The sequence below is a fragment of the Pseudoramibacter alactolyticus ATCC 23263 genome, assembly GCF_000185505.1.
Classification (GTDB): domain Bacteria; phylum Bacillota; class Clostridia; order Eubacteriales; family Eubacteriaceae; genus Pseudoramibacter; species Pseudoramibacter alactolyticus.
The window spans coordinates 1,273,247-1,298,143 of sequence record NZ_GL622359.1 but is presented as its reverse complement, the minus strand read 5'-3'; the positions used below and the strand labels follow the sequence as shown (position 1 = coordinate 1,298,143).

Annotated in this window: 28 protein-coding genes, 1 tRNA gene and 2 pseudogenes; 20 read left to right on the top strand and 11 right to left on the bottom strand. The window is 57.6% G+C overall.

Going from position 1 to position 24,897, the window contains the following annotated elements; genetic code table 11:
• Positions 1-18 precede the first annotated feature (18 nt).
• From HMPREF0721_RS06170 to HMPREF0721_RS06150, 5 genes are read left to right on the top strand one after another with little or no spacing between them, the layout of a single operon-like run.
• Positions 19-1,764, top strand: coding sequence for an ABC transporter ATP-binding protein (locus HMPREF0721_RS06170; protein WP_006598781.1), 1,746 nt, complete (start codon positions 19-21; stop codon positions 1,762-1,764).
• Entirely contained in the window at positions 1,757-3,496 is a 1,740-nt protein-coding gene (locus HMPREF0721_RS06165) for an ABC transporter ATP-binding protein (RefSeq protein WP_006598780.1), read from the top strand. Before HMPREF0721_RS06170 ends, HMPREF0721_RS06165 begins: the two co-directional genes overlap by 8 nt.
• On the top strand, positions 3,489-4,193 hold the full coding sequence (locus HMPREF0721_RS06160) for an energy-coupling factor transporter transmembrane component T (protein ID WP_006598779.1): 705 nt from the start codon (positions 3,489-3,491) through the stop codon (positions 4,191-4,193). Before HMPREF0721_RS06165 ends, HMPREF0721_RS06160 begins: the two co-directional genes overlap by 8 nt.
• The gene (locus HMPREF0721_RS06155) at positions 4,186-5,670 is read left to right on the top strand and encodes an ABC transporter ATP-binding protein (RefSeq protein WP_006598778.1); all 1,485 of its coding nucleotides are present in this window, start codon (positions 4,186-4,188) and stop codon (positions 5,668-5,670) included. Before HMPREF0721_RS06160 ends, HMPREF0721_RS06155 begins: the two co-directional genes overlap by 8 nt.
• Entirely contained in the window at positions 5,663-6,259 is a 597-nt protein-coding gene (locus tag HMPREF0721_RS06150) for an MptD family putative ECF transporter S component (RefSeq protein WP_006598777.1), read from the top strand. The genes HMPREF0721_RS06155 and HMPREF0721_RS06150 overlap by 8 nt, the downstream gene beginning before the upstream one ends.
• A gap of 258 nt (positions 6,260-6,517) precedes the next feature.
• Here the strand turns inward: HMPREF0721_RS06150 and HMPREF0721_RS06140 are convergent, their stop codons facing one another.
• Entirely contained in the window at positions 6,518-7,693 is a 1,176-nt protein-coding gene (locus tag HMPREF0721_RS06140; RefSeq protein WP_006598775.1) for a MalY/PatB family protein, read from the bottom strand.
• 21 nt (positions 7,694-7,714) lie between these two features.
• Positions 7,715-8,152 carry an RrF2 family transcriptional regulator gene (locus HMPREF0721_RS06135; RefSeq protein WP_006598774.1) on the bottom strand — a complete coding sequence of 146 codons (438 nt, stop codon included), beginning with the start codon at positions 8,150-8,152 and terminating at the stop codon, positions 7,715-7,717.
• Between the two features lie 478 nt (positions 8,153-8,630).
• Here HMPREF0721_RS06135 and HMPREF0721_RS06125 point away from each other — a divergent pair, with 478 nt between their 5' ends.
• From HMPREF0721_RS06125 to HMPREF0721_RS06110, 5 genes are all read left to right on the top strand, one after another.
• Positions 8,631-8,921: a hypothetical protein gene (locus HMPREF0721_RS06125; protein WP_006598772.1), complete on the top strand. Its 291-nt coding sequence runs from the start codon at positions 8,631-8,633 to the stop codon at positions 8,919-8,921.
• 70 nt (positions 8,922-8,991) lie between these two features.
• Complete coding sequence (locus tag HMPREF0721_RS11805) at positions 8,992-9,144, top strand: hypothetical protein (protein ID WP_006598771.1); 153 nt, start codon at positions 8,992-8,994, stop codon at positions 9,142-9,144.
• Between the two features lie 289 nt (positions 9,145-9,433).
• Positions 9,434-10,147, top strand: a complete 714-nt coding sequence (locus HMPREF0721_RS06120; RefSeq protein ID WP_006598770.1) for a hypothetical protein — start codon at positions 9,434-9,436, stop codon at positions 10,145-10,147.
• Positions 10,148-10,468: 321 nt separating this feature from the next.
• Positions 10,469-11,575: a hypothetical protein gene (locus HMPREF0721_RS06115; protein ID WP_006598769.1), complete on the top strand. Its 1,107-nt coding sequence runs from the start codon at positions 10,469-10,471 to the stop codon at positions 11,573-11,575.
• Positions 11,575-11,790, top strand: coding sequence for a hypothetical protein (locus HMPREF0721_RS06110; protein WP_006598768.1), 216 nt, complete (start codon positions 11,575-11,577; stop codon positions 11,788-11,790). Before HMPREF0721_RS06115 ends, HMPREF0721_RS06110 begins: the two co-directional genes overlap by 1 nt.
• A 328-nt stretch (positions 11,791-12,118) precedes the next feature.
• Here the strand turns inward: HMPREF0721_RS06110 and HMPREF0721_RS06105 are convergent, their stop codons facing one another.
• From HMPREF0721_RS06105 to HMPREF0721_RS06095, 4 genes are all read right to left on the bottom strand, one after another.
• On the bottom strand, positions 12,119-12,469 hold the full coding sequence (locus HMPREF0721_RS06105; RefSeq protein WP_006598766.1) for a TnpV protein: 351 nt from the start codon (positions 12,467-12,469) through the stop codon (positions 12,119-12,121).
• Between the two features lie 153 nt (positions 12,470-12,622).
• Positions 12,623-12,937: a hypothetical protein gene (locus HMPREF0721_RS11800; protein ID WP_156788709.1), complete on the bottom strand. Its 315-nt coding sequence runs from the start codon at positions 12,935-12,937 to the stop codon at positions 12,623-12,625.
• 252 nt (positions 12,938-13,189) lie between these two features.
• Positions 13,190-13,621: a DUF188 domain-containing protein gene (locus HMPREF0721_RS06100; protein WP_006598763.1), complete on the bottom strand. Its 432-nt coding sequence runs from the start codon at positions 13,619-13,621 to the stop codon at positions 13,190-13,192.
• The gene (locus tag HMPREF0721_RS06095) at positions 13,618-14,241 is read right to left on the bottom strand and encodes a TVP38/TMEM64 family protein (protein WP_006598762.1); all 624 of its coding nucleotides are present in this window, start codon (positions 14,239-14,241) and stop codon (positions 13,618-13,620) included. The genes HMPREF0721_RS06100 and HMPREF0721_RS06095 overlap by 4 nt, the downstream gene beginning before the upstream one ends.
• 183 nt (positions 14,242-14,424) lie before the next feature.
• Between HMPREF0721_RS06095 and HMPREF0721_RS06090 the strand changes: the two genes are divergently transcribed.
• Positions 14,425-14,517: transfer RNA gene (locus HMPREF0721_RS06090), tRNA-Ser, on the top strand.
• A 195-nt stretch (positions 14,518-14,712) separates the two neighbouring features.
• Positions 14,713-14,907: pseudogene (locus HMPREF0721_RS12415) on the top strand (ZIP family metal transporter); the annotation flags it as partial.
• 62 nt (positions 14,908-14,969) lie between these two features.
• On the opposite strand, the gene dhaM reads toward HMPREF0721_RS12415, so the two are convergent.
• The gene (gene dhaM, locus HMPREF0721_RS06080; RefSeq protein WP_006598760.1) at positions 14,970-15,371 is read right to left on the bottom strand and encodes a dihydroxyacetone kinase phosphoryl donor subunit DhaM; all 402 of its coding nucleotides are present in this window, start codon (positions 15,369-15,371) and stop codon (positions 14,970-14,972) included.
• 198 nt (positions 15,372-15,569) lie between these two features.
• Here dhaM and HMPREF0721_RS06075 point away from each other — a divergent pair, with 198 nt between their 5' ends.
• Positions 15,570-16,211 (top strand): class II aldolase/adducin family protein, encoded by a 642-nt coding sequence (locus tag HMPREF0721_RS06075; RefSeq protein WP_050786970.1) that lies wholly within the window; start codon positions 15,570-15,572, stop codon positions 16,209-16,211.
• Here HMPREF0721_RS06075 and HMPREF0721_RS06070 read toward each other — a convergent pair.
• The 3 genes and pseudogenes from HMPREF0721_RS06070 to HMPREF0721_RS06060 form a co-directional block, all read right to left on the bottom strand.
• The gene (locus HMPREF0721_RS06070; RefSeq protein WP_156788708.1) at positions 16,126-16,701 is read right to left on the bottom strand and encodes a hypothetical protein; all 576 of its coding nucleotides are present in this window, start codon (positions 16,699-16,701) and stop codon (positions 16,126-16,128) included. The two genes, HMPREF0721_RS06075 and HMPREF0721_RS06070, sit on opposite strands and share 86 nt — an antisense overlap.
• A gap of 53 nt (positions 16,702-16,754) precedes the next feature.
• Positions 16,755-17,297 carry a phosphatase PAP2 family protein gene (locus HMPREF0721_RS06065; protein ID WP_006598757.1) on the bottom strand — a complete coding sequence of 181 codons (543 nt, stop codon included), beginning with the start codon at positions 17,295-17,297 and terminating at the stop codon, positions 16,755-16,757.
• A 3-nt stretch (positions 17,298-17,300) separates the two neighbouring features.
• Positions 17,301-18,023, bottom strand: a pseudogene (locus HMPREF0721_RS06060) (uracil-DNA glycosylase).
• Between the two features lie 244 nt (positions 18,024-18,267).
• Between HMPREF0721_RS06060 and HMPREF0721_RS06055 the strand changes: the two are divergent.
• Both HMPREF0721_RS06055 and HMPREF0721_RS06050 read left to right on the top strand, forming a co-directional pair.
• A complete protein-coding gene (locus HMPREF0721_RS06055; protein WP_040640334.1) occupies positions 18,268-19,119 on the top strand; it encodes a 4-(cytidine 5'-diphospho)-2-C-methyl-D-erythritol kinase in 852 nt (283 codons plus the stop codon).
• Positions 19,120-19,194: 75 nt separating this feature from the next.
• The gene (locus tag HMPREF0721_RS06050; protein ID WP_156788707.1) at positions 19,195-19,917 is read left to right on the top strand and encodes a GntR family transcriptional regulator; all 723 of its coding nucleotides are present in this window, start codon (positions 19,195-19,197) and stop codon (positions 19,915-19,917) included.
• Positions 19,918-19,959: 42 nt separating this feature from the next.
• On the opposite strand, the gene lspA is transcribed toward HMPREF0721_RS06050, so the two are convergent.
• Positions 19,960-20,457, bottom strand: coding sequence for a signal peptidase II (gene lspA / locus HMPREF0721_RS06045; RefSeq protein ID WP_006598752.1), 498 nt, complete (start codon positions 20,455-20,457; stop codon positions 19,960-19,962).
• Between the two features lie 233 nt (positions 20,458-20,690).
• On the opposite strand from lspA, the gene hisS reads away from it, so the two are divergent.
• The 5 genes from hisS to HMPREF0721_RS06015 all read left to right on the top strand — a co-directional run bounded on the left by hisS (position 20,691) and on the right by HMPREF0721_RS06015 (position 24,895).
• Entirely contained in the window at positions 20,691-21,938 is a 1,248-nt protein-coding gene (gene hisS / locus HMPREF0721_RS06035; protein ID WP_006598750.1) for a histidine--tRNA ligase, read from the top strand.
• Entirely contained in the window at positions 21,925-23,151 is a 1,227-nt protein-coding gene (locus tag HMPREF0721_RS06030; RefSeq protein WP_006598749.1) for a THUMP domain-containing class I SAM-dependent RNA methyltransferase, read from the top strand. Before hisS ends, HMPREF0721_RS06030 begins: the two co-directional genes overlap by 14 nt.
• The gene (gene rlmB / locus HMPREF0721_RS06025; RefSeq protein WP_006598748.1) at positions 23,135-23,932 is read left to right on the top strand and encodes a 23S rRNA (guanosine(2251)-2'-O)-methyltransferase RlmB; all 798 of its coding nucleotides are present in this window, start codon (positions 23,135-23,137) and stop codon (positions 23,930-23,932) included. The genes HMPREF0721_RS06030 and rlmB overlap by 17 nt, the downstream gene beginning before the upstream one ends.
• Positions 23,929-24,471, top strand: a complete 543-nt coding sequence (locus HMPREF0721_RS06020; protein WP_006598747.1) for a YacP-like NYN domain-containing protein — start codon at positions 23,929-23,931, stop codon at positions 24,469-24,471. Before rlmB ends, HMPREF0721_RS06020 begins: the two co-directional genes overlap by 4 nt.
• Before the next feature lie 139 nt (positions 24,472-24,610).
• Positions 24,611-24,895 carry an HPr family phosphocarrier protein gene (locus tag HMPREF0721_RS06015; protein WP_006598746.1) on the top strand — a complete coding sequence of 95 codons (285 nt, stop codon included), beginning with the start codon at positions 24,611-24,613 and terminating at the stop codon, positions 24,893-24,895.
• Positions 24,896-24,897: the final 2 nt, after the last annotated feature.

Here is a 24,897-nt window from a genome sequence, read left to right as displayed (position 1 = left end):
TTAGAGAGGGGGATTTCTTTGAAAAACGGAATCAGAATCCTGTTTCAATTTCTAAGCCGCCGGGGACAGCGTCGGCTCGGCCTGTCCGGATTCTTTGCGGTCCTGTCGGCTGCGTTCGGCGTATTGCCCATGTTCGGCCTGTACCTGATTTTGAATGCCATTTTGAAGGGGCTGGATTTTCACGGGTGTCTGCCGGGGATCGTTCTTTTGGTTGCCGGCATTTTCCTGCAGGTCATCTTTCACACCGCGTCGACCCGCCTGTCGCATCGCACTGCGTTTGACGGGCTGTACGAGATCCGGAGCCGGATCCTGCGAAAGCTGTCGAGGGTCCATCAGGGATATCTGGACGAGAACCCGGCCGGCAAATTGAAAAGCGTGCTGTTCGACGATGTGGAGCAGCTCGAAATGTTTTACGGGCATCATTTCCCCGAAATGCTGGGCGGGCTTTTCGTCCCGGTCATCATGGGCATCTGCATGATCGTTCTGGATGTGCGCATCGCGCTGGCGCTTTTTCTGACCATCGTTATTTTTGCGCTTTGCCTGCGTTCCATCGGGAAGCTGCAGAACCAGAATTTTCCGGGCATGTTTCAGACGTCGCAGGCCATGAATACCGCCATGGTGGAATTTATTGGCGGGATCAAGGAGCTGCGGGTGTTCTCGGCGGAGGATAAAACCTATTCCCGGTTTGAGCAGGCGACCCGTGCATACAGGGATTTTATGGTGAAGTGGTTTCGGGACTGCCGGCACCAGATGACGGTCAACACCGTCGTCATGAGCGCCAGCATCGTTTTTGTATTTCCGGTTGCGGGGTATCTGTATCTGCAGGGCGCCTTCGGCCTTTCCCGGCTGCTGCTGTATTGGTTTGTCGCCCTTTGCTTTGCGGCGCCCCTGTCCAAGATTGCGATCTATACGGATATGCTCCATTTTAATGCCCAGATTGCGGAGCGCCTGAACGCGATGCTGTGCCTGCCGGAGCTGGATGCGCCGAGTGATTTCAAGGCGCTCGACGGCCACGCCGTTTCCTTTGAAAACGTGAGCTTTGCCTATGGCGACAGCGAAGTGCTGCACGGCTTCTCCTTCGAGGCGGCAGAGAACAAAGTGACGGCGCTGGTGGGGCCGTCCGGCGGTGGAAAAAGCACGATCGCCAAGCTGATCGATCGCTTCTGGGATGTCGGGGCCGGCGCGATCCGCATCGGCGGCGTCGATATCCGGGAGCTGCCGCGGGAGCAGCTCGCCGAGACCGTTTCCTTCGTGACGCAGGACGTCGCCGTTTTTGAGCTGTCCATCCGGGAAAACATCCGGCTCGGCCGGCCGGACGCGCCCCCCGAAGAGGTTGTGCGGGCTGCAAAGGCGGCCTGCTGCCACGACTTCATTATGGCTCTGCCCGACGGCTACGACACGAAGCTTGGGAAGGGGCTTTCCCTGTCCGGCGGGGAAAAGCAGCGCATTGCGATGGCCCGGGCGATGCTTAAGAACGCGCCGGTGCTGGTCCTCGACGAGGCGACGGCCTATTGCGATCCGGACAACGAGGCCCAGCTGCAGAAGGCGGTCTCCGCCCTGGTCAAGGGCAAGACGGTGCTCGTCATCGCGCACCGGCTGTCCTCCGTTGCGGATGCGGACCAAATCCTTGTGATAAAGGCCGGCGAGCTTGCGGCCCGCGGCACGCATGCGGCGCTGCTGGCGGAATCGGCCGAATATGCGAATATGTGGCAGGCATTTATCATGTCTGAGCGATGGTTTGCGGGGAGGAACGACGATGATTGACCGAATCAAACGCATCCTGCGGATTGCGGGACGGAAAAAATCTGCGCTGATCGCGGCGGTGGTGTTCGATGTGCTGAAGGCGCTTTGCATCGGCGGGAGCTATGTCGTGCTCCTGCTGGCCATGACGGCGTTGATCTCCGGCAGCTTTGGGCGCCGGAAGCTGCTGATCGACGGCGGGATACTGGGGGCCCTGCTGGTCTTGAGATACGTATTTGAATACGCGGTGAACAGCCTGCAGGCCTCGGCGGGCTACGAAATGATCTGCGATTTGCGGGTGAAGGAGACGAAACGGCTCACCAAGCTTCCGCTGGGCGATTTTCAGAACGAGGGCGCCGGGAAGCTGACCGCCATTTTTACGAATGATATGAGCTATGTGGAGATGTACTGCATCAGCACCCTGTCCGGGTTTATCGCGGGCCTGACCGTGGTGATCTGCACCTCCGCCGTGATGCTGATTGCCGATTGGCGGCTGGCCCTCTGCGCCATGGCGGGCTTTGTTCCGGCTTATTTTGTTTACCGGGCCGGCAGACAGAAGTTGATCCGCGACGGCGGGAAGCGGCAGGCAAAGAGTCAAAACTGCATCGGGCGGATGCTGGAATACCTGTCCGGCATGGAGACGATCCGTGCCTACCGGATGACGGACCGCGTTTTTAAAGAAATGGATCAGGGCCTGCGGGACTATAAAGACGCTTCGGCAGCGTATGAACTCGGGGCCCTGCCGCCGATGATGTGGTTTCAGCTTTTTGTGCGCCTGGGAATGGCGCTGATTTTCGTCTGCGGCCTGCTGTTTTATTTCGCGGGTTTAACCTCCTTGCCGGTATTTTTGTTCTTCGCCATCATCAGCGCGAGCTATTATCAGCCCGTGGAGGCGCTGCTCCTCGACTTCGGCATATTGAATCTGATGGACATCAGCCTGGATCATATCCGGGAATTGCACGATCAGGCGCCGCTTCCCGAAGGGGAGAACGAAGTGACGGAATCCTGCGAGCTGACGGCCGAGGCGGTCGCCTTTGCCTATGACGGCTCGGAGGCGTACGCGCTGAAAGACATTCACGCCGTGATCCCCGAACGCGCGTTTACGGCGCTGGTCGGGCCCTCCGGCAGCGGCAAGACGACGCTCCTTCTCTTGCTGGCGCGCTTTTGGGACGTGGCGGCCGGCGCCGTCAAAATCGGCGGCGCCGATGTCAGGGATGTCTTTTATGCAGGGCTGCTGAAAAAGCTGTCGGTCGTCTTCCAGGATGTCTATCTTTTTTCGGGCACGATTGCGGAGAATATCCGCATGGGCAAGCCGGACGCCACCCGGGAAGAGGTCGTCGCGGCGGCAAAGGCCGCCTGCTGTCACGATTTTATCGCGGCGCTGCCGGCGGGCTACGACACCCCGGTCGGCTCCGGCGGGAGCACCCTGTCCGGCGGCGAAAAGCAGCGGATCTCGATTGCACGGGCCATCCTGAAGGACGCGCCGATCATTTTGATGGACGAGGCCCTTGCCAGCATCGATCCGGAAAACGCCTTTGCCATCCAAAAGGGCCTGGACACCCTGACGAAGGGGAAGACCGTCGTTATGATTGCCCACACCCTCTCCTATATCCGCTTTGCGGATCAGATCGTCGTGATGGACGGCGGGAAAATCGCGGAGATCGGCACCCACGACGACCTGCTGACCAGGGAGGGGCTTTATATGGACATGTGGGAAAAGGAGCACATGATGAAAAGCTGGACGCTTCATGTTTAGGGCGCGGAAGCCGGACCCCCGCGTATGGCTTTTGTTCACGGTCACCTCGAGTATGCTCGCATTCATGCTGCCGAAGCATCGTCTGCGCCCGATTTACGCGGTGGGGATGCTCCTGCTGGCCGCACTATTCGGCCTGGGAGAAAGAAAGGCGGCCTTTAAAGGCTCTCTGCCCTATATGGCGGTCATCGCCTGGGAGCTGATTGCAAAACGGCGGGGGCTTCCCATTGCGGGTGCGACCTTCTCGATGATTAAAATGATCGTCCTGCTGTATGAGCCGCCGCTTTTGTGCGGGCTGATTCTCGCGAGGGCGGTCAAGCTGGGCGAGCTGCTGATGGCATTGGCCAACATGCGGCTCTCGCGGAAGCTGATCCTCCCGCTGGCCGTCGCCTTCCGGTATTTTCCGACCCTGAAGGCGGAAGCGGGCAGCATCCGGGAAAGCCTGCGGCTGCGGTCCATGAAGCCTTCGCCGCTGCATCCGATCCGGTCGATGGAGAATTATCTGATCCCGCTTCTGATGCGAAGCCTGAAGGTGAGCGACGAGCTGTCGCGGTCGGCCCTCTGCAGGGGCTACAGCCTCGAGGGGCCCCGCGGCGCTCTGGTGCCCGTGGCTCTGCGCCCGCTGGACTATGTTTTCGCCGCAGGCATCATCCTGTGGGATGTTTTGCTTTGGATATGGGCGGGGGGTTATCTTGCTTGAGATCAAAAATGTAAGCGTGAAATACGCCGGAGCAGAAGCGGAGAGCCTATGCCAATTTTCGCTGTCGGTCAAGGACGGCGAGTGCGTTTTGCTGACGGGCGCCTCCGGCTGCGGCAAGACGACGGTGACCCGGTGTCTGAACGGGCTTCTGCCGAATTTCTATTCCTGTGAGATGCAGGGGGAAATCCTCCTGGACGGCAAGGCGGTTGCCGGCATGAGCATGCAGGCGATCGCGTCTTTGACGGGCTCCGTCTTTCAGGATCCCCGGTCACAGTTTTTTACGCTGGACGTGGATTCGGAGATCGCGTTTCCCTGCGAGAATCTGGGTCTGCCGCAAAACGAAATCGAAACAAGGGTCCTCGAGGCCGCCGGGCTTGCGGGCATCACGCATCTGCTGGGCAGAAGGGTCACGGAGCTGTCCAGCGGGCAAAAGCAGAGCGTGGCCATCGCCTCGGCCTGTGCGCTGCGGCCGAAGCTTCTCGTTCTGGACGAGCCCTCGGCCAACCTCGACCGCGAAGCCACCCGCCGCCTGAGGCAAATCCTGCTGAGACTGAAAGGCGCGGGCACGGCGATCCTCGTTGCCGAGCACAAAATTGACTGGCTGAAGGGACTCTGCGATCGGATGGTTTATCTGGCGAAGGGGCGAAAGCGGCTGGAGCTGTCCGCCGATGAGTTTGGCCGGATGGGGATTGACGAAAGCCGGCGGCTGGGACTGCGGTGCGTCTCTCCTTTCCGGCGGGAAATGAGGGAAACCGCGCCGCCGGATGCCTCCGAAAAGCTGAAGGGCGAACAGATTTGCTTTCGCTACCGAAAGGGGCCGCCCCTTTTCAAGGATCTGGCCTTTTCGTTGCCACCCGGGGAGGTGATCGGGATCGTCGGCGAAAACGGCGTCGGCAAAAGCACCTTGGCCAGGCTGTGCGTCGGGCTGGAGCAGCCGCAGCGCGGCGATATTCTGCTCGATGGGAAAAAGAGCGGCAAAAGGGAGCGGATCCGCAAATCGTATTACGTCATGCAGGATGTGGATTATCAGCTGTTCTCCGACAGCGTATTGGGGGAACTGACGATCGGCAGGGAAGGCGAGGCAGCGGCAAACGAGGCGGCCAGGCAGATATTGGACCGGCTGGGCATCCTCGCACACGAGGATCGGCATCCGGGGAGCCTGTCCGGCGGCGAGAAGCAGCGCGTCACGATCGCCGTGGCGCTGATGAAAAATTCTGAAATGATTTTGTTTGACGAGCCCACCAGCGGGCTAGACGGCCGCAATATGCGGCGGGTTTCCAGGCTTTTGAGGGATCTGGCGCAGCGGGGAAAGACCGTGCTGGTCATTTCGCACGACGGGGAATTTCTCCTTGAGACCTGCGATTGGCTGCTGCATCTGCAGCGCGGCGGTGCCCCCGCGCTGATCCCGTTCTGTAGGGAAAACCGCAAACGGATTTATCGGCTATTATTTTCTGAAAGGAGCAAAAACAATGAATAACGAAGTAAAAGAAAAATTACAGGTGAAAGATCTGATTTTGATCGGCGTCATGGCGATTCTGCTGTTTGCGTGCATGTTCGTCGTGGTGATGATTTTGGGTATGAACCCGCTTACCTATCTGTTTGCACCGGCCATCGCCGGAATTCCGGCGGGCATCGTCATGATGCTGCTGCTGTCGAAAGTGCCGAAAACCGGAACCTTTTTTCTGGCTTCCGCCGTGATTGCCGTGTTCTTTTTGATCATGGGGCGGCTGCCGCTGGACGTGGTTACCATGCTGGTCTGCGGGGTGATCGGCGAGGTTCTCTATGGCGCTTTGGGGCGGAAGCGGTTTCGTGGAATGGCGGCGGCCCATGCGGTTTATACCTGCGGTCTGACGCTGGTCGCGTTTATTTCGGTTGTTCTCCTGAAGGATGCCTGGGCCAAAGCCTTTGCCGGATACGGCAGAAGCTATATCGCCAAGGTGATCGAATGGGTGACGCCGATGAGCCTTGTCGGGCTGTGCCTGCTCTCGGTTCTTTGCGGATTGATCGGCGCGTGGCTTGGGAAATGCCTGCTGAAAAAGCATTTTGAGAAAGCCGGCGTCCTGTAATAAGGCAGGCATCATGGTTGGCCCCGAAACGACGGCGCCCGCCAAAGCGCATGGGCGGCAGGCTGCGGCTTAGGGGGGAAGCGGCCATCCACGACTGCCTTGCGGCCTTGCAAAGCGAAAGCACAAACGGATTGAATCCCGATATACAAAAAATGCCAGAAACGCCTGTCGCGACAGGCGTTTCCGGCAGATGAGAGCCTTTGAATTTTAAAATTTTCAGAGGCTTTTTTGGCGAATGCGGTGATGATGTCTTCGGCTTCACTTTCCGCGTTGGGCCAGCGCCGCTTCAAGCCTTGCGATGCCGGCATCGAGGGCGGCCCGGGGGCAGGCCAGGTTCATGCGCATAAAGCCCGATCCCGCGCTGCCGAAGGTGATCCCGGCATTGAGCCAGAGCCCGGCGCCTTCCACAAAGAACGCCTCAAGGGCGTCGTCGGCAAGGCCCAGGGCCCGGCAGTCGAGCCACATCAGATAGGTGCCTTCGGGGCAAATCAGGCGGATGGGCGTGTCCGTGAGGGCCTTTTGCAGGGCGGCGATGTTTCCGGCCAGATGGGCGAGCAGCCCGGTGAGCCAGGGCTCGCCGGCGTTATAGGCGGCGACGGTGGCGGCCATCGCCAGGTTATTCGGCGCGTCGAAGCCCTGGGCGGCCAGTTCTTTTTGGTAGCGGCGGCGCAGGGATGCGTCCGCGATAAAGAGGTTCGAGCCCTGCAGCCCGGCGAGGTTAAAGGTTTTGGAGGGGGCAGTGCCGACAACGGTCATGGCCGCGGCCTCGGGGGAGAGGTTCGCGAAGGGCGTGTGGCGGCGGCCGGGCCAGACGAAATCGCAGTGAATCTCGTCGGAGAAGACGATCACGCCGTGGGCGGCGCAGATGGCGGCCATCCGGGAAAGCTCCTCCCGGGTCCAGACGCGGCCCGTGGGGTTGTGGGGCGAGCAGAGCACGAAAAGCTTCACATCGTTGTCGGCGATCTGCCGCTCAAACTCGGCGAAGTCGATTTTGTAATGGCCGTCTTTGAGCGTCAGGGTGGTTTCGGCGAGCCTGCGCCCGTTTTTTTTCACCAGTCCCGCGAAGGGGAAATACACCGGGTTTTGAATCAGCACGGCGTCCCCCGGCTTGGTGAAGGCGCGGATGGCGGTGGCCACGGCGAAGACGATCCCCGGCGTGGTGATCAGGCTCTTCGGGTCCGGCTGCCAGCCGAAGCGGCGGGCGAACCAGCCGGTCACAGCGTCGCGATAGGCATCGCTGATGCCCTCGTAGCCGAAGACGCCGTGGTCAAGCTTGGCCTGCAAAGCGTCCCGGATGGCGGGGACGACGGCAAAATCCATATCCGCCACCCAGAAGGGCAGCACGTCGGCGTCGGGGAATTTGGGGTGCGGGCCGTATTTGATGGCGCCGCTGCCCCGGCGGTCGATGGGGGTGGTAAAGTCAAAACGGGTCATGGGGTTCCTTTCAGATCGGTGTTAAATCATAAAGTCCATCGGGGCGTTTTCCCGGGTGTGGTCGATGATGTCCTGCAGGGTCAGACTGTCGAGATAGTCGGTGATGCGGGTGTAAAGCCCCTGCCAGACGGGCAGGGTTTCACAGCCGGCCGCCCGGGGGCATTTGTCGGCGCCCTCCTCCAGGCAGGCCACCGGCGCCAGGGAGCCCTCCGTCAGGCGCAGGATCTCGCCGACGGTGTAGTCCCTTGGCGGGCGGGCCAGGCGGTAGCCGCCCCTGTAGCCGCGGCTGGTGGCCAGGATGTCCGGGCCGCGCATCAGCGAGACAATTTGCTCCAGGTATTTTTTGGAGATATTCTGGCGGCGGGCGATGTCCTTGAGGGCGATGTAGCCCTCGTCCTGATGATAGGCCAGATCGAGCATCATCCGCAGGGCGTAGCGGCCCTTGGTTGAAATTTTCATGAGTCACCTCGATTCGCCGGCTTGCCGCATGAGCAATCACGGTAAGCCGGTCGGTTTTATGATTTATTATACCCGAAGGTAAAAATTTCGCAAGGCGGAGGGTTTTTGTGCGGGATGCGTTCTCCGCGGCGGCACACGATGAGAAATCGCGGGCGAGACCGCCGATCGGCAGTCGGGCGGCCTGAGATAAATGGGCCGAGGGCTTTTGATTTGCGGGCGGCCCATCAGGGCGCGCGCGTTCGCGGATGGCAATCGGCCAGGCTTACCCCGGCGGCGATCGATCAATAGAGGCTTCGCCTTAAGCCGGCCGGGTGCGAATCCGACCGAAATCGGGCGGTCCGGCAAGGGCATGCCCGGGAAGAAAACAGAAAATATAAAAATAGTTTGACGAATCTAACAAAATGCGCTATCCTAAGATCAATCACCGGTGCATCGACGGTTTGCACCGGCGGCAGACTGAACAGAAAGGGTGGCCGATATGAAACGCAAATTGATTAAATCGTTGTTGGAAGTGGTTTTACTCCTGGGATTTTTGCTTTTGGCTTCGGTCTTTTCCCTGTTTTACGACGGGCAGCCGATGCGAAACGCCCGGCAGCCCTCCCGGCAGACGGCGGCCGGCGGGATGAGAGATTGCCTTTGCGGCAAAAGCCGTCAGACGAGCTCTCTGCAAAGCGGGTGGTTTTTCTGCTATCATAAAAATCAAGATCGGCGTGGGAACGGCAGAAATGAAATCAAACGCACAGTCCCGTCCGAGGAGGCTTGCGGCTAACGACTGCCCGATATTTAACCGGGTGCCTCGCCTTTGATCCGGTGCAGAAAGCAGCAAGAAAGGAAAGCGTGTGAAACGTAAAACGACCAAAGAAATTCTGGCTGAATCCATCCGGGAACTATCGGCGCAGAAAGCCATGGATAAAATCACGATCGACGAGATCACCGATAACGGTATTCACCGGCGATCTTTTATCGCCGGTTTAAAGGTAAATGCGATCTGATTGCCTCCACGTCCGCTTTGGAACAATATTTCCTTTCGTATAAAAAGTGCCCTTCGGGTGTAAAGGGAAGAAGCGCGAAGAAACAAGACAAAAACCAACTATCACATTCACCTGATCTTTTTCGAACGACGGCTTTTAGAGACACCGGATAATAAGGTTGCCGCTCGCGCCGTGTGCCTCGATGAAACGGGAAAACGGATGCGGACAAAGAAAGAGGTCACAGGAGAAGATGGAGCAATCCGCAAAGGCCGTACGGTAATTCCAAAAATGGGAAATCCATGAGCAGCACATGTTTACGACAAAGACACCTTTTTTAAAAGCTAAGGCTTTTTATAGGAAGTCGTTGACCGCACAGATCAACATTCATGTTAAAAAGGAAAAGCGGCTAAAAGTATTCGACCAAAACGATGTATACCTGTCGATAAAGAAGATCAGTAAGAACAATTCCATGGCTGATGAGATGCGGGCTGACAATGAAGCGCGGCAGGACTGGAACTGCACCGCTGACCCGGCGCTGGTCGTCGGCGTTCCGGAGGATAAGGGACTCGAAATCAAGCTCAAAATAAGAGTAAATATTTCATTTGCGAACACGGGTGGCTACTGGGCTTATTCCGTACCATCGTGCAGAAAGCATTGGTATTTTCAAGGGCAGGGAGAGAAAAGCGAAAGAAGCAAAAATGGAGGCCGCCGAGCAGAAAGCCAGCGATCTCAAAGACAGAATTTCCCGCATGGTACAGGAACAGGGCTACAGGCACTTATGGCCGCCTACAATAAGGCTGAGCGCATAGTAAAGCAGTATGAGTGGGTGCTTGCAGAACGGAAGCAACAGGCCGAGGGAAAATCAGCCGAAGAAAAGAAACCGCCGGAGCGCAGAAGCGTTGTGGCACAGCTTTACAGGATACGGGACGAGGCACAGAAGCCTCCGAAGCGTTCTTCCTGCGCCAGGGAGAACGATAAGACAACAGACAGCAACACTGCCGCTTTCGGCGGTGCGCACATATAGCAAGCAGCCGGGTATTTGCGTACCCAGCTGCTGATTTGTATTAGAGAATATTCACCGCAATCCGAATATTCGTTTATCCGAGCGAATATTCGCTATAAATTCGCTATTCGCGTTTGATATAGTGAATTTTGTGAGTATAATATAGTTAGATTACATCAAAGCAAACGGACAAATCACCGAAAAAGAAATCAGCGACCTGCTCGGACTTAAAAAGACACGCACATTTACCGTTGCAAAGCTCTCGGATTGATAAAAGTAGTTGGTCGAGGCGATAACAAAAAGTATCTATTGTGCCAGAAATAACAGGAAGGAGTTTTTGCAATGGAAAAGAAAAAAGTATTTGTGATTATGCCGTTCAAAGACGAGTTCTTTGAAGTATATGAAATGCTTAAAATGCAGTTTTCTGAAAGATTTGAATTCAACAATGCCGGAGAAGAAGGAAATCAGCAAAATGTTTTGAAAGATATTATTCAGCCTTTATATGAAGCAGACATCGTGATTGCTGATTTGACTGGGCTAAATGCTAATGTTATGTATGAACTTAGTTTGGCTCATTCTTTTAACAAGAAAACTATAATAATTACGCAGGACGATTTATCTGGACTTCCCTTTGATTTGAAACAGTATAGGGCAAAGGACTATACAACTCATTTCAAGAAATTTGATGAATTGATAAAATACCTCGAGACAAATCTCTGCGGTGCGATAGATGGTTCTGTAAGTTACAGTAACCCTGTCAAAGACTTTTTAACTCTACAGGGCGTTGAGAATCCGAGCTGGTTTGAACATAAAGACGCTGTAGTTTTAGAAGATGAATCTGACAAAGGGTTTCTTGATTTTTTGACAGATATCGAAAATAATGCCGAAAAACTAACTGATGAGATCAACTCTATGAATACTGACATGAATGAAATGAATTCTGGCACCACTTCTTGTACAGCTGAAATTGAGAGAGTGAACAAAAACGGAGGAAATGGGACGGCTTCATTTGTTCGCAAGCAAACAAAAAAAGTTGTCGGTTATGTTGAAACTTTTGCTAAAAAGTTGAAAATACATAACTCGACTATTGATTCTCTCTGGGACGAAATAGAAAAGAACACATTAGGCCTGCTTGAGAATAAATTTGCATCAAAAGAAGAAAACAAAGAATCATTGATAAGTTACTTGAAAAGTCTTTATGGTATGAAAGAAGCAGCTATTGGCAGCAAAGCATCTATTAGTGGCCTTATTGATTCAATGAATGGTGTGCTGGGAATTGAGCGTTCTATGAATCAAGCAGTTCGGTTTGTTAAAGAAGATTTAACGACATATCAAAATATCACTGATCGTATGTGTGGCTCTATAGATAAAATCTTTGAAAAAAGCCGTTTTGTGGTTGGAACTATTGATTTTACTGAGGAGTCTCATGCAGCAGCGGAGGAAGAGTAATGGCTAATTTGTCAAAAATCAAACGGGATAGGATGATTGCGTTTTTGGAACAGTTGAAAGAACAGCACTCCGATGACGAATCTATCCGTGCATTCAATGAAATAGAAAACCAACTCCGTGACAAAAAATACGGACTTGTGTGGGAAGAACACTCCGAAGCTGTTGACGAAATGCTGGAGGAGAATATTCCCGTATTCTGCGCCGATCCAGAATGACGACTTTGCAAAGATTTGTCTCTCCCATGGAATTTCATTATCGAGGGCGATAACCTGCAGGCGTTATATCTTTTAGAGAAAACGCATCGGGGCAAGGTGGACTACATCTATATTGATCCGCCATATAATAACCGTAATAGAATATAGTAACGATACATACTTGCACAGCAAATATATGTCACAATTTCAAAAATATCAGAAATAGTTATGCTGTGGTTCCCAATTTCTCTATTCTATCCTGCTTTGGAGTATGAGAAAGGAATTGATTATACAATGATAAATGATATGATACAGTAGCAGAGATTTCTCCTTGCCGCTTATGTGTTAATTATGCACAAATCAGATCATTATTGACGATCCCTATTGCCGTTTTCCGGACTGCGTTCATCCGCTGTACCCAGAGCATCTGATTTTCTTCCTTGAGCGTTTCTGTGATACCTTCCTTTTCGTCAAGCTCCTTTACCAGCCAAGAGAACATTTTCTCCGCTTGCTTATTCAGATCGGCAAGGTAGTTGTTGAGCTTCCCGCCGAGAAGCAGGCTGTTGTATAGTCTTTTGCGGTACTCGCGGATATACCGAAGATGCCGCCGTCCCCATGCGCCGATGGGCCGTTGTTCTTCCTCGGGATCGTCAGGCAGGGAATGTAATAATCGCCTATGCCACAGGTTCCCGGCTGCCACATGTTGTTATGTTGTTTTACCAGATTTTCCTTCCCTTGCTTTTGCCCTTATGAGGCACTGAGAGCAAGGGTAACACCATGTGAAACCGTATAACAGCAACGGGTGAGCAAACTGAAAAAAATCCTTTGTTTTCAAGGATTTCGGAGGATTTTATTAACGGCATACAACAGCCGCTAACAGGTTAAGATTTCGATAGATTTGAATTCCGGTTTCATGAGATGAAAAAGGCTCCCGACCGCTGGCGAAAAACTGATGATCGGGAGCTTGTTTGATGTTCGGCATCAGGCTTTGATTTCCTGATCGTTCTTCAAGATGACGCGGATAGGGTCTTCGGCATAGACTGCGGCGTGATTCGCCGGCGCGTGCCGGTTGTCTGGCGTGAATTTTGTCAGCTGATTCGGCAACTTGTTCGCTGCAGATAGGAACGCGGTTTTGATGTCCTCGTTCGTAAGAGCAGGCGTAGAGCATTTACTGCAGCCGCCGGATTTATCTCATGGCCATCGTGGTGTTCTTTTTACGTTTCGATTTTTGTGCGATCCTTCATTAGAAAATCGAATATCCTTAACGCTTGGCGCGCTGATGAAGTTCTATCGAAAGCCGGCCAGGGATGCGCGGGCATAACCTTAGGTTTCTCGGTGAAATTTATTAAATCCGCGTGACGGGCGCCCGGCACATCCAAAAAGACGTCCCGTCCGGGACGTCTTTTTCGGCCATGCGGTGCTATAACTCCTTGGAAACCGGCGAGATCAAATCGAGCATCAGCGAGGTGAAGGCCCGCTCTTCGGCGCGGGCCCTGCGGGCCAGGCCGCGCTTGGAGGGGGCCGGCGTCGGGGCCTCGGCCGCCTTTTTATTTTTGAGATAACGCTCGTAAAGCAGCTCGTCCATATTGGCCGCCGTAAAGACAAAGCCCTTGGGGCTGACGGCGGCCATGGCGTGCTCGTAAATCCGGTCGGCGAGGGTGTAATCGTCGGTGACGACAATATCGTTTCGGGTGAGCGCCGCAAGGATGCGGTCCGTGCGCTCCCGGGGATCCCCGGCGTCGCGGTCGATATCGGAAACCGAGACGAGGGAAAGCCCGAATTGCTGAGCGATGGTGTCGCAGATGTTGCGGGCGGCGCGGGGGGTGGTATCAACATCGAGAATGATTTTCATGGGGAACTCCTTTCTTGGGAAGCATCGGGATGGGGCCGGCGGCGGTCGATGGCCGCGGCGACACGTTTTTGCAGATAATAAAGAGCCAGGGTCAGGCCGCCGTAGGCCGCGAGCAGCAGGGCGAGCTGCACCGGATCGTTTTTCATGATGCCGGCGCCGATCAGGGCGATCAGAAAGAAGCCGGGCAGCCGGCCGATGGTGCAGATCCAGGCGAAGCGCCGGAAAGTAATTTTGGTCACCCCGGACGCCAGGCAGATAAAATCGTCGGGGAATCCCGGACAAAGAAACAGAAAGAATAAAAAGCGGTCGAGCTTGTCCTCTTCCAGCGCCTCGAGGCGGGCGACCCATTTCCGGTCGCGGAAGCGCATCACGAAGGGGCGGCCCAGTTTTCTGCCCAGGCCGAAGGCGAGAAACGAGCCGAGCATGGCCGCGCTGCCGCTGAGGAGAAAGCCCTTATACCAACCGAAGAGCGCGCCGCCGATGACGGTGGTGACGCCGCCGGGGATCGGGGCGATGACCACTTGGGCGGTCTGCAGCAAAAAATAAACCAACGGTGTCCACGGGCCGAAGCTCAGCAAAGTGGCCTTGAGCGCGGCGGCCGATCCAAGAATGTGTAACATGGCGACTCCTTTATTTTTATCATAGCACAGATTGGCGCAAATTGCCTGCGGGATTGCAAATCCGTCTCAAATCCCGCGCCGAGGGGGCATAAATGAGCGTAAAAATGCCTTGACAAAGATTTGCCGCTTCGCTATACTATTAAAGCATTCAAAAAGAAAGATTGCCGGTAGGGCGGTTTAGATGGAGAGGTGTCTGAGCTGGCTGAAGGAGCACGCCTGGAAAGCGTGTATACGTGATTAAGCGTATCGAGGGTTCGAATCCCTCCCTCTCCGCCATGTTGATGGATGCGAATCCGATGGCTTCGGTCATCGGTTTTTTTAATGGCGGCCGATCACGAAAGCAGTTAAGAGGTGAATACAGTGAATGGAACCGTGGTGCAGGGCCTGGCGATCCCCTTTATCGGGACGACCGCCGGCGCCGCCTGTGTGTTTTTTATGCGCGGCGCGCTCAAGGAAAGCGTCGACAAGGCGCTGACCGGTTTTGCGGCGGGGGTGATCGTGCCGGTGCTGCCCTATCTGCTGAGCTTTGCTGCCGGGGCCATGATTTATGTGGTGGTGGAGGAGCTGATCCCCGAGATGTCGGAGGGCAGGCATTCCAACGTCGGCACCCTGTGCTTTGCGCTGGGCTTTACGGTGATGCTCGCCCTGGATGTGGCTTTGGGCTGAGGGTTGCGACGCAAAAAGAGCCGGTCTCGGTTGAGGCCGGCTCTTTTTGAATGCCCGGGGGTTCAGCTTTGCTTGCGCAGTTCTCTGGCCTGTTCGGAAACGGCGACGATTTCCGCCGCGTCTTCGGTGAGGGACGCCTGCACCACGCCGGTAAAGGCCCCTTCGACGATGGGGCAGTCGACAATCTGCACCTTTTCGCGCAGCGCGTCATCGTCGAGCATTTCGATGGCCATTTCGGAGCTGATGATGGAGCTGCCGAGGTCGCAGTAGATCAGGATGGCACCGCAGTCCGCCATGGATTCGATCGCGGCCTGAACGCGCACGGCGTCGGTGCCGAGGCGGCCGTCTTCGGTGCCGCCGGCCTGTTTGATGACGACCGAGTCGTTCGCCATTTCGGAAATCAGCTCGACAATGCCTTCTGCCAGTTTTTCGCTGTGCGAAACAATTAAAATGCCTGTTGCCATTTTGTATCCTCCAATTTGGGTTCAAATTTGATGTTATTGTAAACTTTTTGTCCGCCCTTGATAACCCCCCAATCAAAATTTCACGAGAATTTTTCGCGCGGGCAGGCGGATCCTGTTATAATAAAAAAATCGCCGGGCGCCGGCGTTCAGCTGCGAAGACAAACAAAGCGACCGATTAAAGCAGAAAAGAGGAAAATCATGCAATTAAAATCAGAAAGAGAACGGGTGGCGGCCTTCGGCCGCAAACTGCGGGAAGCGGGGCTGGTCACCGGGACCTTCGGCAACGTCAGCCTTTACGATCCGGCCAGCGGCTTGATGGCGATCAGCCCCAGCGGCCTGGATTACGACGCGGTGGGCGCGGCGGATGTGGCCGTGGTGGATCTGGACGGCCGCTGGGTCGAGGGAGCGCGGCGACCCTCCAGCGAGGTGGATCTGCACCGGATTTTTTATCGGCACCGGTCGGAGATCACCGGGATCATCCACACCCACTCGGTCTATGCGACGACGCTGGCCTGCCGGCAGGAGGCCATCCCGCCGATTCATTATCTGGTGGGCTACGCCGGGCGGGAAGTGCCCTGCACGGCCTATTATCCCTTTGGCTCCCAGGCGCTGGCCGACGCGGCCTTTGCCGCCATGGGACCGGGCAAAGCCTGCCTGCTGGGCAACCACGGGCTGCTCGCCCTGGGCACAGACATCGCCGAGGCCTTTGACGTGGCGGAGCAGATCGAATACGTGGCCAGGCTTTATGTGCAGCTTAAGCCTCTGGGGGCGCCGGTCCTTTTGACGGATGCGCAGATCGACGCGGCGACGGCGGCGCTGGCCGGTTATCATCGGTCGTGACGGCTGGATCTGCCGGTCTGTTTCGACGGGCGAGGGCTTTTCGGGCGCGGCGGCTGTCGCGGCGGACCAACTGGAGCAGCCGCAGGGCAAGCAGCAAAAATAGCACCCCGCCGCAGCCGGAGATCAGGCGCAGGGCGAGGGGATGGCAGCGCCAATAGCCCAAGGTGAGCAGGGCGCCGAAAATCAACACGGCATAGCCGAACCAGAGGCGGCGCCCCAGGGGGACAAACCGCGGCCGGCCTCCGGCACCCCGGCGGAGAAAACGGTGATGCCCCAGTTTAAAGCAGGCGGCCATCGCCAGCAATAGGCAAGCCATCAGCCCGCTCTCCGCGGCGTGCAGGGACGGCTCGGTGGTGAGCGGAGTGCCCCAGAGCGCGGTGTAGGGAAAGAGCCCCGCCGCAAATCCCAGGTGGCGCGCCAGCTCCAGCCCCAGAAGCAAAACGGTGAGATCGCCGGTCATGCGCCGGCTGTGAAAACTTTTTTTGAACATAAAAGCCCCTTCGGACAACATGACGCATTCAAACGGCGGCGAGACGCCTCCGATCAAAACGCGGGGGAGTCCTTTTTGCGTGAAAAAGCACGGCGGTTGGCCAGCCGCACACAGGCCTCGGCGACGGCCATGCCCAAGAGCGCGCCGGCGAGGACATCGCTGGGATAGTGCACATAAAGATAGAGCCGGGAGAAGGCGATGGCGCCGGCCAGCATCAGCAGCGCCGCACAGCATCGCGGATGGCGTTCGTGATACAGGCGGAAGCAGGCCCAGGCCGCGGCAAAGGAAGACGCGGTGTGCCCCGACGGAAACGAGGTGCCCCCCGGCGCCGCGATGATGATGGGGAAATGATAGCGAAGATAAGGCCGCACCCGCATAAAGAGGGGCTTGAGTCCTCGGGTGGTGATCAGTGCCGCCGCGAGCAGAGAAACGAACACGATCCAGGCCGTCGGCCGCGTCCGGCGATAAAGGAGCAGCCCCAGTGTCAGCATCAGCCAGATCAGGCCGCCGTTGCCCAGAAAGGTCAGGCTCTTAAAGAAGACATCCAGGGGCGGGCAGGCCAGATGCGAAATGGCGACGAGGATTTGGTGATCCATGGGTTATCCCCGGGTGTGGGCCATGGCCCGGGCGGCGGCCGTGCGGTCTTTGACGGGCGGAATGGCCCAATCGACCGGCGCGATGTTCACCTGATCCAAAAACTGATTGCATCGGGAGAACGGCCGGCTGCCGAAAAAGCCCCGGCTGGCAGAGAGGGGACTCGGGTGCGGCGATTTGATGATCATGTGCTGGGGGGCGGTGATCATTGGAATCTTGGATTGGGCAAAGGCCCCCCAGAGAATGAAGACGACGGGCTTTTCCCGGGCGTTGAGCAGGCGGATCGCCTGGTCGGTGAAGGTTTCCCATCCCCGGCCGCGGTGGGACGCCGCCTGACCGGCGCGCACGGTGAGCACCGAATTGAGCAGGAGCACCCCTTCTTTCGTCCAGTGGACGAGGCAGCCGTGATTCGGCACCGGACAGCCGAGGTCGTCGTGGAGCTCCTGATAAATATTGCGCAGCGACGGCGGGACGGCCACATCGGGCTTTACCGAGAAACACAGGCCGTGGGCCTGGCCCGGGCCGTGATAGGGGTCCTGGCCGATGATGCAGACCTTGGTGTCCTAATAGGCCGTGTAGTGAAAGGCGTTAAAAATATCGTACATATTGGGGTAAACGGTTTGGGTGCGGTATTCGCGCAGCAAAAACTGGTGCAGCCGGCGGTAGTAGTCTTTCTGGAACTCCCCCTGCAGCGGCGTTTCCCAGTCATTTTTGAAATGAATGCTCATTCGGGCCTCCCTCCGATGAAAACTTAAAACATGACTACGGTTTGATCTGAATGGATCGGTATGATTAAAATTATAGAAGAAAAAGTTTGAAAAATAAAGCATGAATCTTGACGGGCGGCCGAAAATGGTTAAAAATCGGCAAAAACGCGGCGCCGATGCCGATGAAAAAAGTGCCCAGGCGGCTTGTTTTCTCAAATGCTTGTGTTATACTTGTATACAGTATCATTATGCGTACGGAGTGATTATGATAACAATCAAAGCACCTGCCAAAATCAATTTGGCCCTGCAGGTAACGGGCAAGCGCGCCGACGGTTACCATCTGATGCGCATGGTCAATTTTTCGGCGGATCATTGTGATGTGCTGACGCTGGCGCCGGCGCCTGAGCTCTCATTGAGTTGCGACCATGCCGCGGTGCCCACGGGGGACGACAATTTGATCATGCAGGTCGCCAGGCGGCTGCAAAAAAAATTTGGCGTCGCCCGGGGCGCCAGGATGCATCTGACCAAGCAGATTCCGATGCAGGCGGGGCTCGCCGGCGGATCGGCCGATGCGGCGGCGGCGCTGCGCGGGCTCTCGGCATTGTGGGAGCTGCCCCTGGCCGAGGCGGATTTGTTTGCCTTTGGCGCGGCCATCGGCGCGGACATCCCTTATTGCTGTGTGAACCGGCCGGCGCTGGTGAGCGGCATCGGGGAGCGGGTTGAACCGCTGGCGCATTTTCCGAAGTTTTCGATCCTTGGCGTGAAGCCGCCGATTGACATCCCGACCCCTTGGGCCTTTGCCCGGCTGGATGCGGCGGGCGACGCGCGCGAAGACACGACGGACAAGCTGTTGGCCGCCCTCGCGTCGGAGGATCTCGGCGCGGCGGGGCGCTGGGCGGCCAACGCCTTCGAACCGGTGATTTTCGAGGCGTATCCCGAGATCCGGACGATTCGGGACCGGCTTTTGGCCGCGGGCGCGCGCTTTGCCGTGATGAGCGGCAGCGGCTCGACGGTGATCGGCTATTTTAAGACGACGGCCGAAGCCCGGGCGGCCAGACCGGCTTTTGAGGCGGGCCGTCAAGTGTTTACGGCCGAGATCTACCGGCCGGAGGGCTAAAGGTCGGAGACGATGCGTTTTTGGAACGGCGATCGATCCGATGAGCAGATGAAAACAAACGAGAGGCAGGCAAAGATGGAAGAACAAGCAAAGAGTCAATGGCATCACAGGCTTCAGATGGATGCGGAATCCTGCAAGCCCCTGCGGGAGGTTGTCTTCGAGACCATCCGCAGCGCCATCGTTCACGGGGATTTCAAGCCCGGCGAGCGGCTGATGGAAGTCAAACTGGCCAACGAGCTGGGCGTCTCCCGGACGCCGGTGCGCGAATCGATTCGCAAGCTGGAGCTGGAGGGCCTGGTGAAGATGGTGCCGCGCAAAGGGGCCTATGTCACGCCGATGTCCATCACCGATCTGAAGGAGATGATGGAGATCCGCGGCGCGCTGGAAGCGCTGGTGGCCAGACTCGCGGCGATCCACGCGACGCCGGAGGATATCGCCGCCCTGCGGGCCAGCAATCAGAAATTCGAGGCGGGGGTGCACGATAACGACGGTGAGGCCATCATCGACAACGACATCACCTTTCACGAGGTGCTTTACCGGGCGTCGGGCAACGGCCGCCTGAAGAGCATGATCCACACGCTGCGGGAGCAGATGCTGCGCTTCCGCGTGGAATACGTCCACCGTATCGACAAGAAAAAGCCCCTGCCCGGCCAGCACAAGGATATCATCGACAATATCGAGGCCGGCGACGCGGAAGCGGCCGCACGCTACGCCAGACGCCACATCAGCATCACCGAAAGGGATATGCTGGAGCTGTTGGCGGACGACGAGGCCTTCGAGCCGCTTGGCAGGCCATAAGCGGCGCATAAAAATAAAAAAGCCATAAAAAAACGCCAGGCCCTATGCGCGGGGCTGGCGTTTTTTTTCGCGGGCGTCCGGCTCCTCGGCGAGGCCGGGGGCGCGCAGGATGCTCGCTACCACCAGGACGCAGCCGACCACCACAAAGCAGTCGGCGACGTTAAAGACGGCGAAGCCGATGATGCGGCAGTCGAAGAAATCGACCACGTAGCCGTAGTGCAGCCGGTCGAGCAGATTGCCCAGCGCCCCGCCGATGACCATCGTCAGCGCGAAGTTGAGCGGCCGGGCGGTCCGGGTTTTGTGCTGGCGGATCAGCAGGGCGATCAGGGCGGCGATCAGGACGGCGGTCAGCAGGATCAGAAAGACCGAACGGCCGGCCAGCAGGCTGAAGGCGGCGCCGGTGTTTTCGACATAAGTCAGGTGGAAGACCTTGGGGATCAGCGGCAGCGTGGTGATGGGCGCGAGAAAATGAACGGCCAGAAGCTTGGTGAGCTGATCCGCCGCGATGATGATCGCGCAGGCGATGAGGTAGAAAATCATAAGGGTCCTTTCGCATGGGTTAAAAATGCAAGGCGGCATCGGGCCGCCCCGGGAATCTGCTGTCATTATAGCACGGGGCTTTTTTTTTGAAAAGCGCGGGCGGCGTTTGCCCTTTAAAAGGGAAAATGATACACTTAGGCTTATTCCTGCCACGGCCGCAGAGGCGGGTGCAGGCCTGACGGACAATCGCATCAAAACAGCAATTTAAAAAATAAAAATAAGGATGGTAGTTTATGGAAAAAATCAGTTCGAAGCCGGTTCGCGGCGCACGCGATATTCTCCCGGCGGAAATGCGCGTCCGGGATCACCTGGAGCAGACCATTGCGGGCATTTACCGCGCCCACGGATTTTCCCGGATCGAAACCCCGGCGCTGGAAAACATCGATCTGCTGCTCGGCAGCGAGGGCGGCGATAACCTCAAGATGCTGTTCACGATTTTAAAGCGGGGGGACAAGCTGGCCCCGAAGGCCGGCGCCACCAGCCGGGATTTGTGCGACATAGGGCTGCGCTACGATCTGACCCTGCCGCTGTCCCGGTTTTATGCCAATAACGCCGAGCAGCTGGAGCTGCCCTTCAAGGCGATTCAGATCGGCAACGTGTTCCGCGCCGAACGCCCCCAGAAGGGCCGCTTCCGCGCGTTTAAGCAATGCGATATCGACATCATCGGCGACCCCGATGTGACGGCGGAGATCGAGCTCATTGCCACCACGGCCAAGGCGCTGATGGCGGCGGGCTTCGACGATTTTACGATCAAGGTCAACGACCGGCGCCTGCTGACGGCCTTCATCACGGCGGCGGGCTTTAATGCCGGGGATGTGGGCTCGGTGTGCATCTCTCTCGACAAGGCCGATAAGATCGGAACCGACGGCGTGAAGGCGGAGCTGGCCGAAAAGGGCTACGACGCGGCGATGGTATCCGATTTTGTGGACGCCGTGGCCGAGGTGAACCTCGACAATATCGATGACCGGGTGGATGGGGCCGCGGCCGTGGCCGATCTGAAACGGGTGATCGAAACGACGACGGCTCTTGCGGCGGGGCGTTACCGCATCGAATTTGATTTCACGCTGATCCGGGGCATGGGTTATTACACCGGGCAGGTGTTTGAGGTGCGCTGGGGCGATGTGGGCTATTCTATTGCCGGCGGCGGCCGCTACGACAACATGATCGGCCGTTACACCAAGACCTCGGTGCCGGCGGTGGGCTTTTCCATCGGTTTTGAACGCATTGTCGGCCTGTTGATGGAACGGGAAGCGGGCGCGGCAAAGACGGAGCGGCGCGCGGCGCTTTTCCACCGGGCGGACGCCGATATGGCCGCGGTGATCGCTCAGGCCGACGAGCTGCGGGAAGCGGGCTACAGCGTGAACCTGATCACCCAGAAGAAAAAGCTCGGCAAGCAGATCGGCCACTGCGAGGCGGCGGGCTACGCCGGGTTCATGGTGTTCGGCCGGGACGAAGCGGTGAAGGCCTTTGACGGCGAATGAGTTTGCGGCGTGGCCGCTGCACCTGACGGCGACGACGGCCTTTGGCCTGGAAAGTTTGGTGAAGGACGAGGTGGCCGCCTTGGGCTACGCCGTCGAAGGGGTGGAGAACGGCCGGGTCCACTTTGTCGGGGATGCGGCGGCCGTTCCCCGGGCGAATCTCTGGCTGCGCTGCGCGGACCGGCTGCTTTGGGATATCGGCCGCTTCGAGGCGACCACCTTTGACGAACTGTTCGAGGGGACCCGCGCCCTGCCCTGGGAGAGGGTGATTCCGGCGGACGGGTGCTTTCCCGCGGCGAAGATCACCTCGGTGAAGTCGCAGCTCTTTTCAAAATCCGACGGGCAGCGCATCGTGAAGAAGGCCGTGGCCTCGCGGCTGGGCGCCCATTACCGGGTCGGCTGGTTCCCGGAGGACGGCGCGGCCTACCCCATCCATATTCAGATCTTGAAGGATGTGGTCACTTTGTCGCTGGACACCAGCGGCAGCGGGCTCAACAAGCGGGGCTACCGCGCCCATGCCGGCGGCGCCCCGCTGAAGGAGACCCTGGCGGCGGCGTTGGTGAAGCTTTCCCGCTGGCAGCCGGAGCGTTTCTTTCTCGATCCCCTTTGCGGTTCGGGTACCATCGTCATCGAGGCGGCGATGATCGGCAAAAACATTGCCCCGGGGATGCGGCGGCACTTCGTCTCCGAGGCGTGGCCGGCGATCGGGCCGAAGCGGTGGCAGGCGGCCCGCACCGAGGCCGAGCGCGCCGTAAACGGCAAAGGCTTTCGCGTGCTGGGCAGCGATATCGACGGCCGGGTTCTCAAACAGGCACGCTCGAACGCCCGGATGGCCGGAGTGGAAGACCTGGTGGCGTTTCAGAAGCTGCCCTTTCAGCAGGTGTGCACCAAGCGGCGCTACGGCGTGATCGTGACCAATCCGCCCTATGGCGAGCGCCTGTCGGACGCCGCCGGGGTGAAAAAGCTTTACCGCGAGATGGGCGCCGCCTTTGAAAAACTTCCCGACTGGTCTTATTTTATCCTCACCGCCTATCCGGAGTTTGAGGCCGCCTTCGGCCGCCGGGCGACCAAAAACCGCAAGCTTTACAACAGCATGCTCAAAACCTATTGCTATCAGTATTACGGACCGCTGCCGCCGCGCTGCGGCCGGCGGGAAGCCATCGCCGGTAGGGCCGGCGGCACGAGTGGAGGCAAACGCCATGAAACAAAAGCATAACGCGGGCGCAAAGCCCCGGGAAGGGCGCGGCGAAAATGCCGATGCCTTTGTGATCGTCGGCAAAAATCCGGTGCGGGAAGCCCTGCGCACCGGCCGCCAGATCGACAAGCTCTACGTGATGAAGGACAACCGCGACCACGTGCTGGGCGATTTGATCGATCAGGCCAAGAAGCGGCGCATCATCGTCCACTCGGTGGACAAGGCGAAGCTTGCCGCTCTGGCCGACGGCGGGCATCACCAGGGCATTGCGGCGGTGACGGCCCCCTTTGCCTATCAGTCGCTTTCGGCCGTGCTCGCGAAGGCCGAGGCCGCGGGGGAAGACGCCTTTGTCGTCGTTATGGACCATGTGCTCGATCCCCACAATTTCGGCGCGATCGTGCGCTCGGCCAACCTTTGCGGCGCTCACGGGGTGATCTTTCCGGACCGGCGATCCGCCTCGGTGACGGCCGTTTCGATGAAGGCCTCGGCTGGCGCGATGAACGCCACGTCCATGGTGAAAGTGGGCAATCTCGCCCGCTGCCTCGAGACGCTCAAGGCCCAGGGCTTTTGGGTGGCCGCCGCGGATATGGCCGGCGCGCCCTATTATACCCGGGATTTCACCGGAAAGCTCGCGCTGGTCATCGGCAGCGAGGGCAAGGGCATCAGCCCCAACGTGAAAAAGCACTGCGATTTTACCGCATCGATCCCCAATTACGGCAGCATCGACTCCTTTAACGCCTCGGTGGCGGCGGGGATTCTGATGGCGGAGGCTGCCAGGCAGCGCCACGGGGCCGAATCGTGAACCGCTATTTGATCGTCGACGGCTACAACGTGATCTATCAGCATGCGGAGCTCGAAAAGCGGGCGGTCTTCGATTTGGCGGATGAGCGAGAGGATCTGATCCATCGCCTGGCGAATTACAGTGGTTTCAAGGGCTGCGAGACCGTGCTCGTCTTCGACGCCTATGCCCGGGAGGACCCGAAGACCCGGGAGGAAAAGCGCTTGGGGATCACAGTGGTGTTTACCGGCCGGGATATCACCGCCGACGCTTATATCGAGCGCCGCGTGGTGGAGCTTTTGGGCGATACCCCGGAGAAGCGCCGCCGCAGCCGGCGCCTGGTGGAAGTGGTGACCTCCGACGGCGCGGTGCAGCAGATGGTTCTGGGCAGTGGCGCGGTGCGCATCTCATCCCGGGAACTGGTCCGGGCGATGGGCGAGATCGGCGGGGCGGCGCCCGACCGCGGCAGCGAGGCGGCGCAGCACCATCGTCTGGGCGATCAGATCGAAGGCGGGGTCTTCACAGAACTGGACGCGCTGCGCAAGTCGGACGTCACGCATTAAAATAAACAGATGAAAAAAACGTGAAAATAATTTCACTAAAATCCAAAAAGGAAATTAAAGAAAAGTGCGTCTTTCCCCGTGCGATTCTTTTGACAGTGAAAATGGGGGGAGTGTATAATGAACAAAAGGAAAAGGGAGTATGGCTATGTACAGCAAAACCGTTAAAATCATCAATAAAACCGGTCTTCACGCGAGACCGGCAGCCAACTTTTGCCGGGAAGCCGTCGTTTTCGAATCGGATATTGCCATTGCGGACGCACGGGACGAGACCCGCGTGGGCAATGCCAAATCGGTGATTTCGGTGATGGCCATGGGGCTGTCCAAGGGGACCGAAATGGTGATCACTGCCAATGGCGACGACGAAGAGGCCGCGGTTGAAGCGCTGGCCGCTTTGGCCGAAAACGGCTTTGGCGAAGAAGAATAAAA

Excerpts from the sequence above, each read along its gene's own strand:
- lspA (WP_006598752.1), bottom strand. The coding sequence starts at position 20,457 with ATGATTTTCTACCTCATCGCCTGCGCGATCATCATCGCGGCGGATCAG.
- HMPREF0721_RS06050 (WP_156788707.1), top strand. The coding sequence starts at position 19,195 with ATGGAAGAACAAGCAAAGAGTCAATGGCATCACAGGCTTCAGATGGAT.
- rlmB (WP_006598748.1), top strand. The coding sequence starts at position 23,135 with ATGAAACAAAAGCATAACGCGGGCGCAAAGCCCCGGGAAGGGCGCGGC.
- HMPREF0721_RS06120 (WP_006598770.1), top strand. The coding sequence starts at position 9,434 with ATGTTTACGACAAAGACACCTTTTTTAAAAGCTAAGGCTTTTTATAGG.
- HMPREF0721_RS06065 (WP_006598757.1), bottom strand. The coding sequence starts at position 17,297 with ATGGATCACCAAATCCTCGTCGCCATTTCGCATCTGGCCTGCCCGCCC.
- HMPREF0721_RS06160 (WP_006598779.1), top strand. The coding sequence starts at position 3,489 with ATGTTTAGGGCGCGGAAGCCGGACCCCCGCGTATGGCTTTTGTTCACG.
- HMPREF0721_RS06075 (WP_050786970.1), top strand. The coding sequence starts at position 15,570 with ATGCAATTAAAATCAGAAAGAGAACGGGTGGCGGCCTTCGGCCGCAAA.
- HMPREF0721_RS06070 (WP_156788708.1), bottom strand. The coding sequence starts at position 16,701 with ATGTTCAAAAAAAGTTTTCACAGCCGGCGCATGACCGGCGATCTCACC.
- HMPREF0721_RS06095 (WP_006598762.1), bottom strand. The coding sequence starts at position 14,241 with ATGTTACACATTCTTGGATCGGCCGCCGCGCTCAAGGCCACTTTGCTG.
- HMPREF0721_RS06100 (WP_006598763.1), bottom strand. The coding sequence starts at position 13,621 with ATGAAAATCATTCTCGATGTTGATACCACCCCCCGCGCCGCCCGCAAC.
- HMPREF0721_RS11800 (WP_156788709.1), bottom strand. The coding sequence starts at position 12,937 with ATGCTCTACGCCTGCTCTTACGAACGAGGACATCAAAACCGCGTTCCT.
- HMPREF0721_RS06150 (WP_006598777.1), top strand. The coding sequence starts at position 5,663 with ATGAATAACGAAGTAAAAGAAAAATTACAGGTGAAAGATCTGATTTTG.
- HMPREF0721_RS06125 (WP_006598772.1), top strand. The coding sequence starts at position 8,631 with ATGAAACGCAAATTGATTAAATCGTTGTTGGAAGTGGTTTTACTCCTG.
- dhaM (WP_006598760.1), bottom strand. The coding sequence starts at position 15,371 with ATGGCAACAGGCATTTTAATTGTTTCGCACAGCGAAAAACTGGCAGAA.
- HMPREF0721_RS06135 (WP_006598774.1), bottom strand. The coding sequence starts at position 8,152 with ATGAAAATTTCAACCAAGGGCCGCTACGCCCTGCGGATGATGCTCGAT.
- HMPREF0721_RS06165 (WP_006598780.1), top strand. The coding sequence starts at position 1,757 with ATGATTGACCGAATCAAACGCATCCTGCGGATTGCGGGACGGAAAAAA.
- hisS (WP_006598750.1), top strand. The coding sequence starts at position 20,691 with ATGGAAAAAATCAGTTCGAAGCCGGTTCGCGGCGCACGCGATATTCTC.
- HMPREF0721_RS06110 (WP_006598768.1), top strand. The coding sequence starts at position 11,575 with ATGGCTAATTTGTCAAAAATCAAACGGGATAGGATGATTGCGTTTTTG.
- HMPREF0721_RS06015 (WP_006598746.1), top strand. The coding sequence starts at position 24,611 with ATGGCTATGTACAGCAAAACCGTTAAAATCATCAATAAAACCGGTCTT.
- HMPREF0721_RS06140 (WP_006598775.1), bottom strand. The coding sequence starts at position 7,693 with ATGACCCGTTTTGACTTTACCACCCCCATCGACCGCCGGGGCAGCGGC.
- HMPREF0721_RS06055 (WP_040640334.1), top strand. The coding sequence starts at position 18,268 with ATGATAACAATCAAAGCACCTGCCAAAATCAATTTGGCCCTGCAGGTA.
- HMPREF0721_RS06115 (WP_006598769.1), top strand. The coding sequence starts at position 10,469 with ATGGAAAAGAAAAAAGTATTTGTGATTATGCCGTTCAAAGACGAGTTC.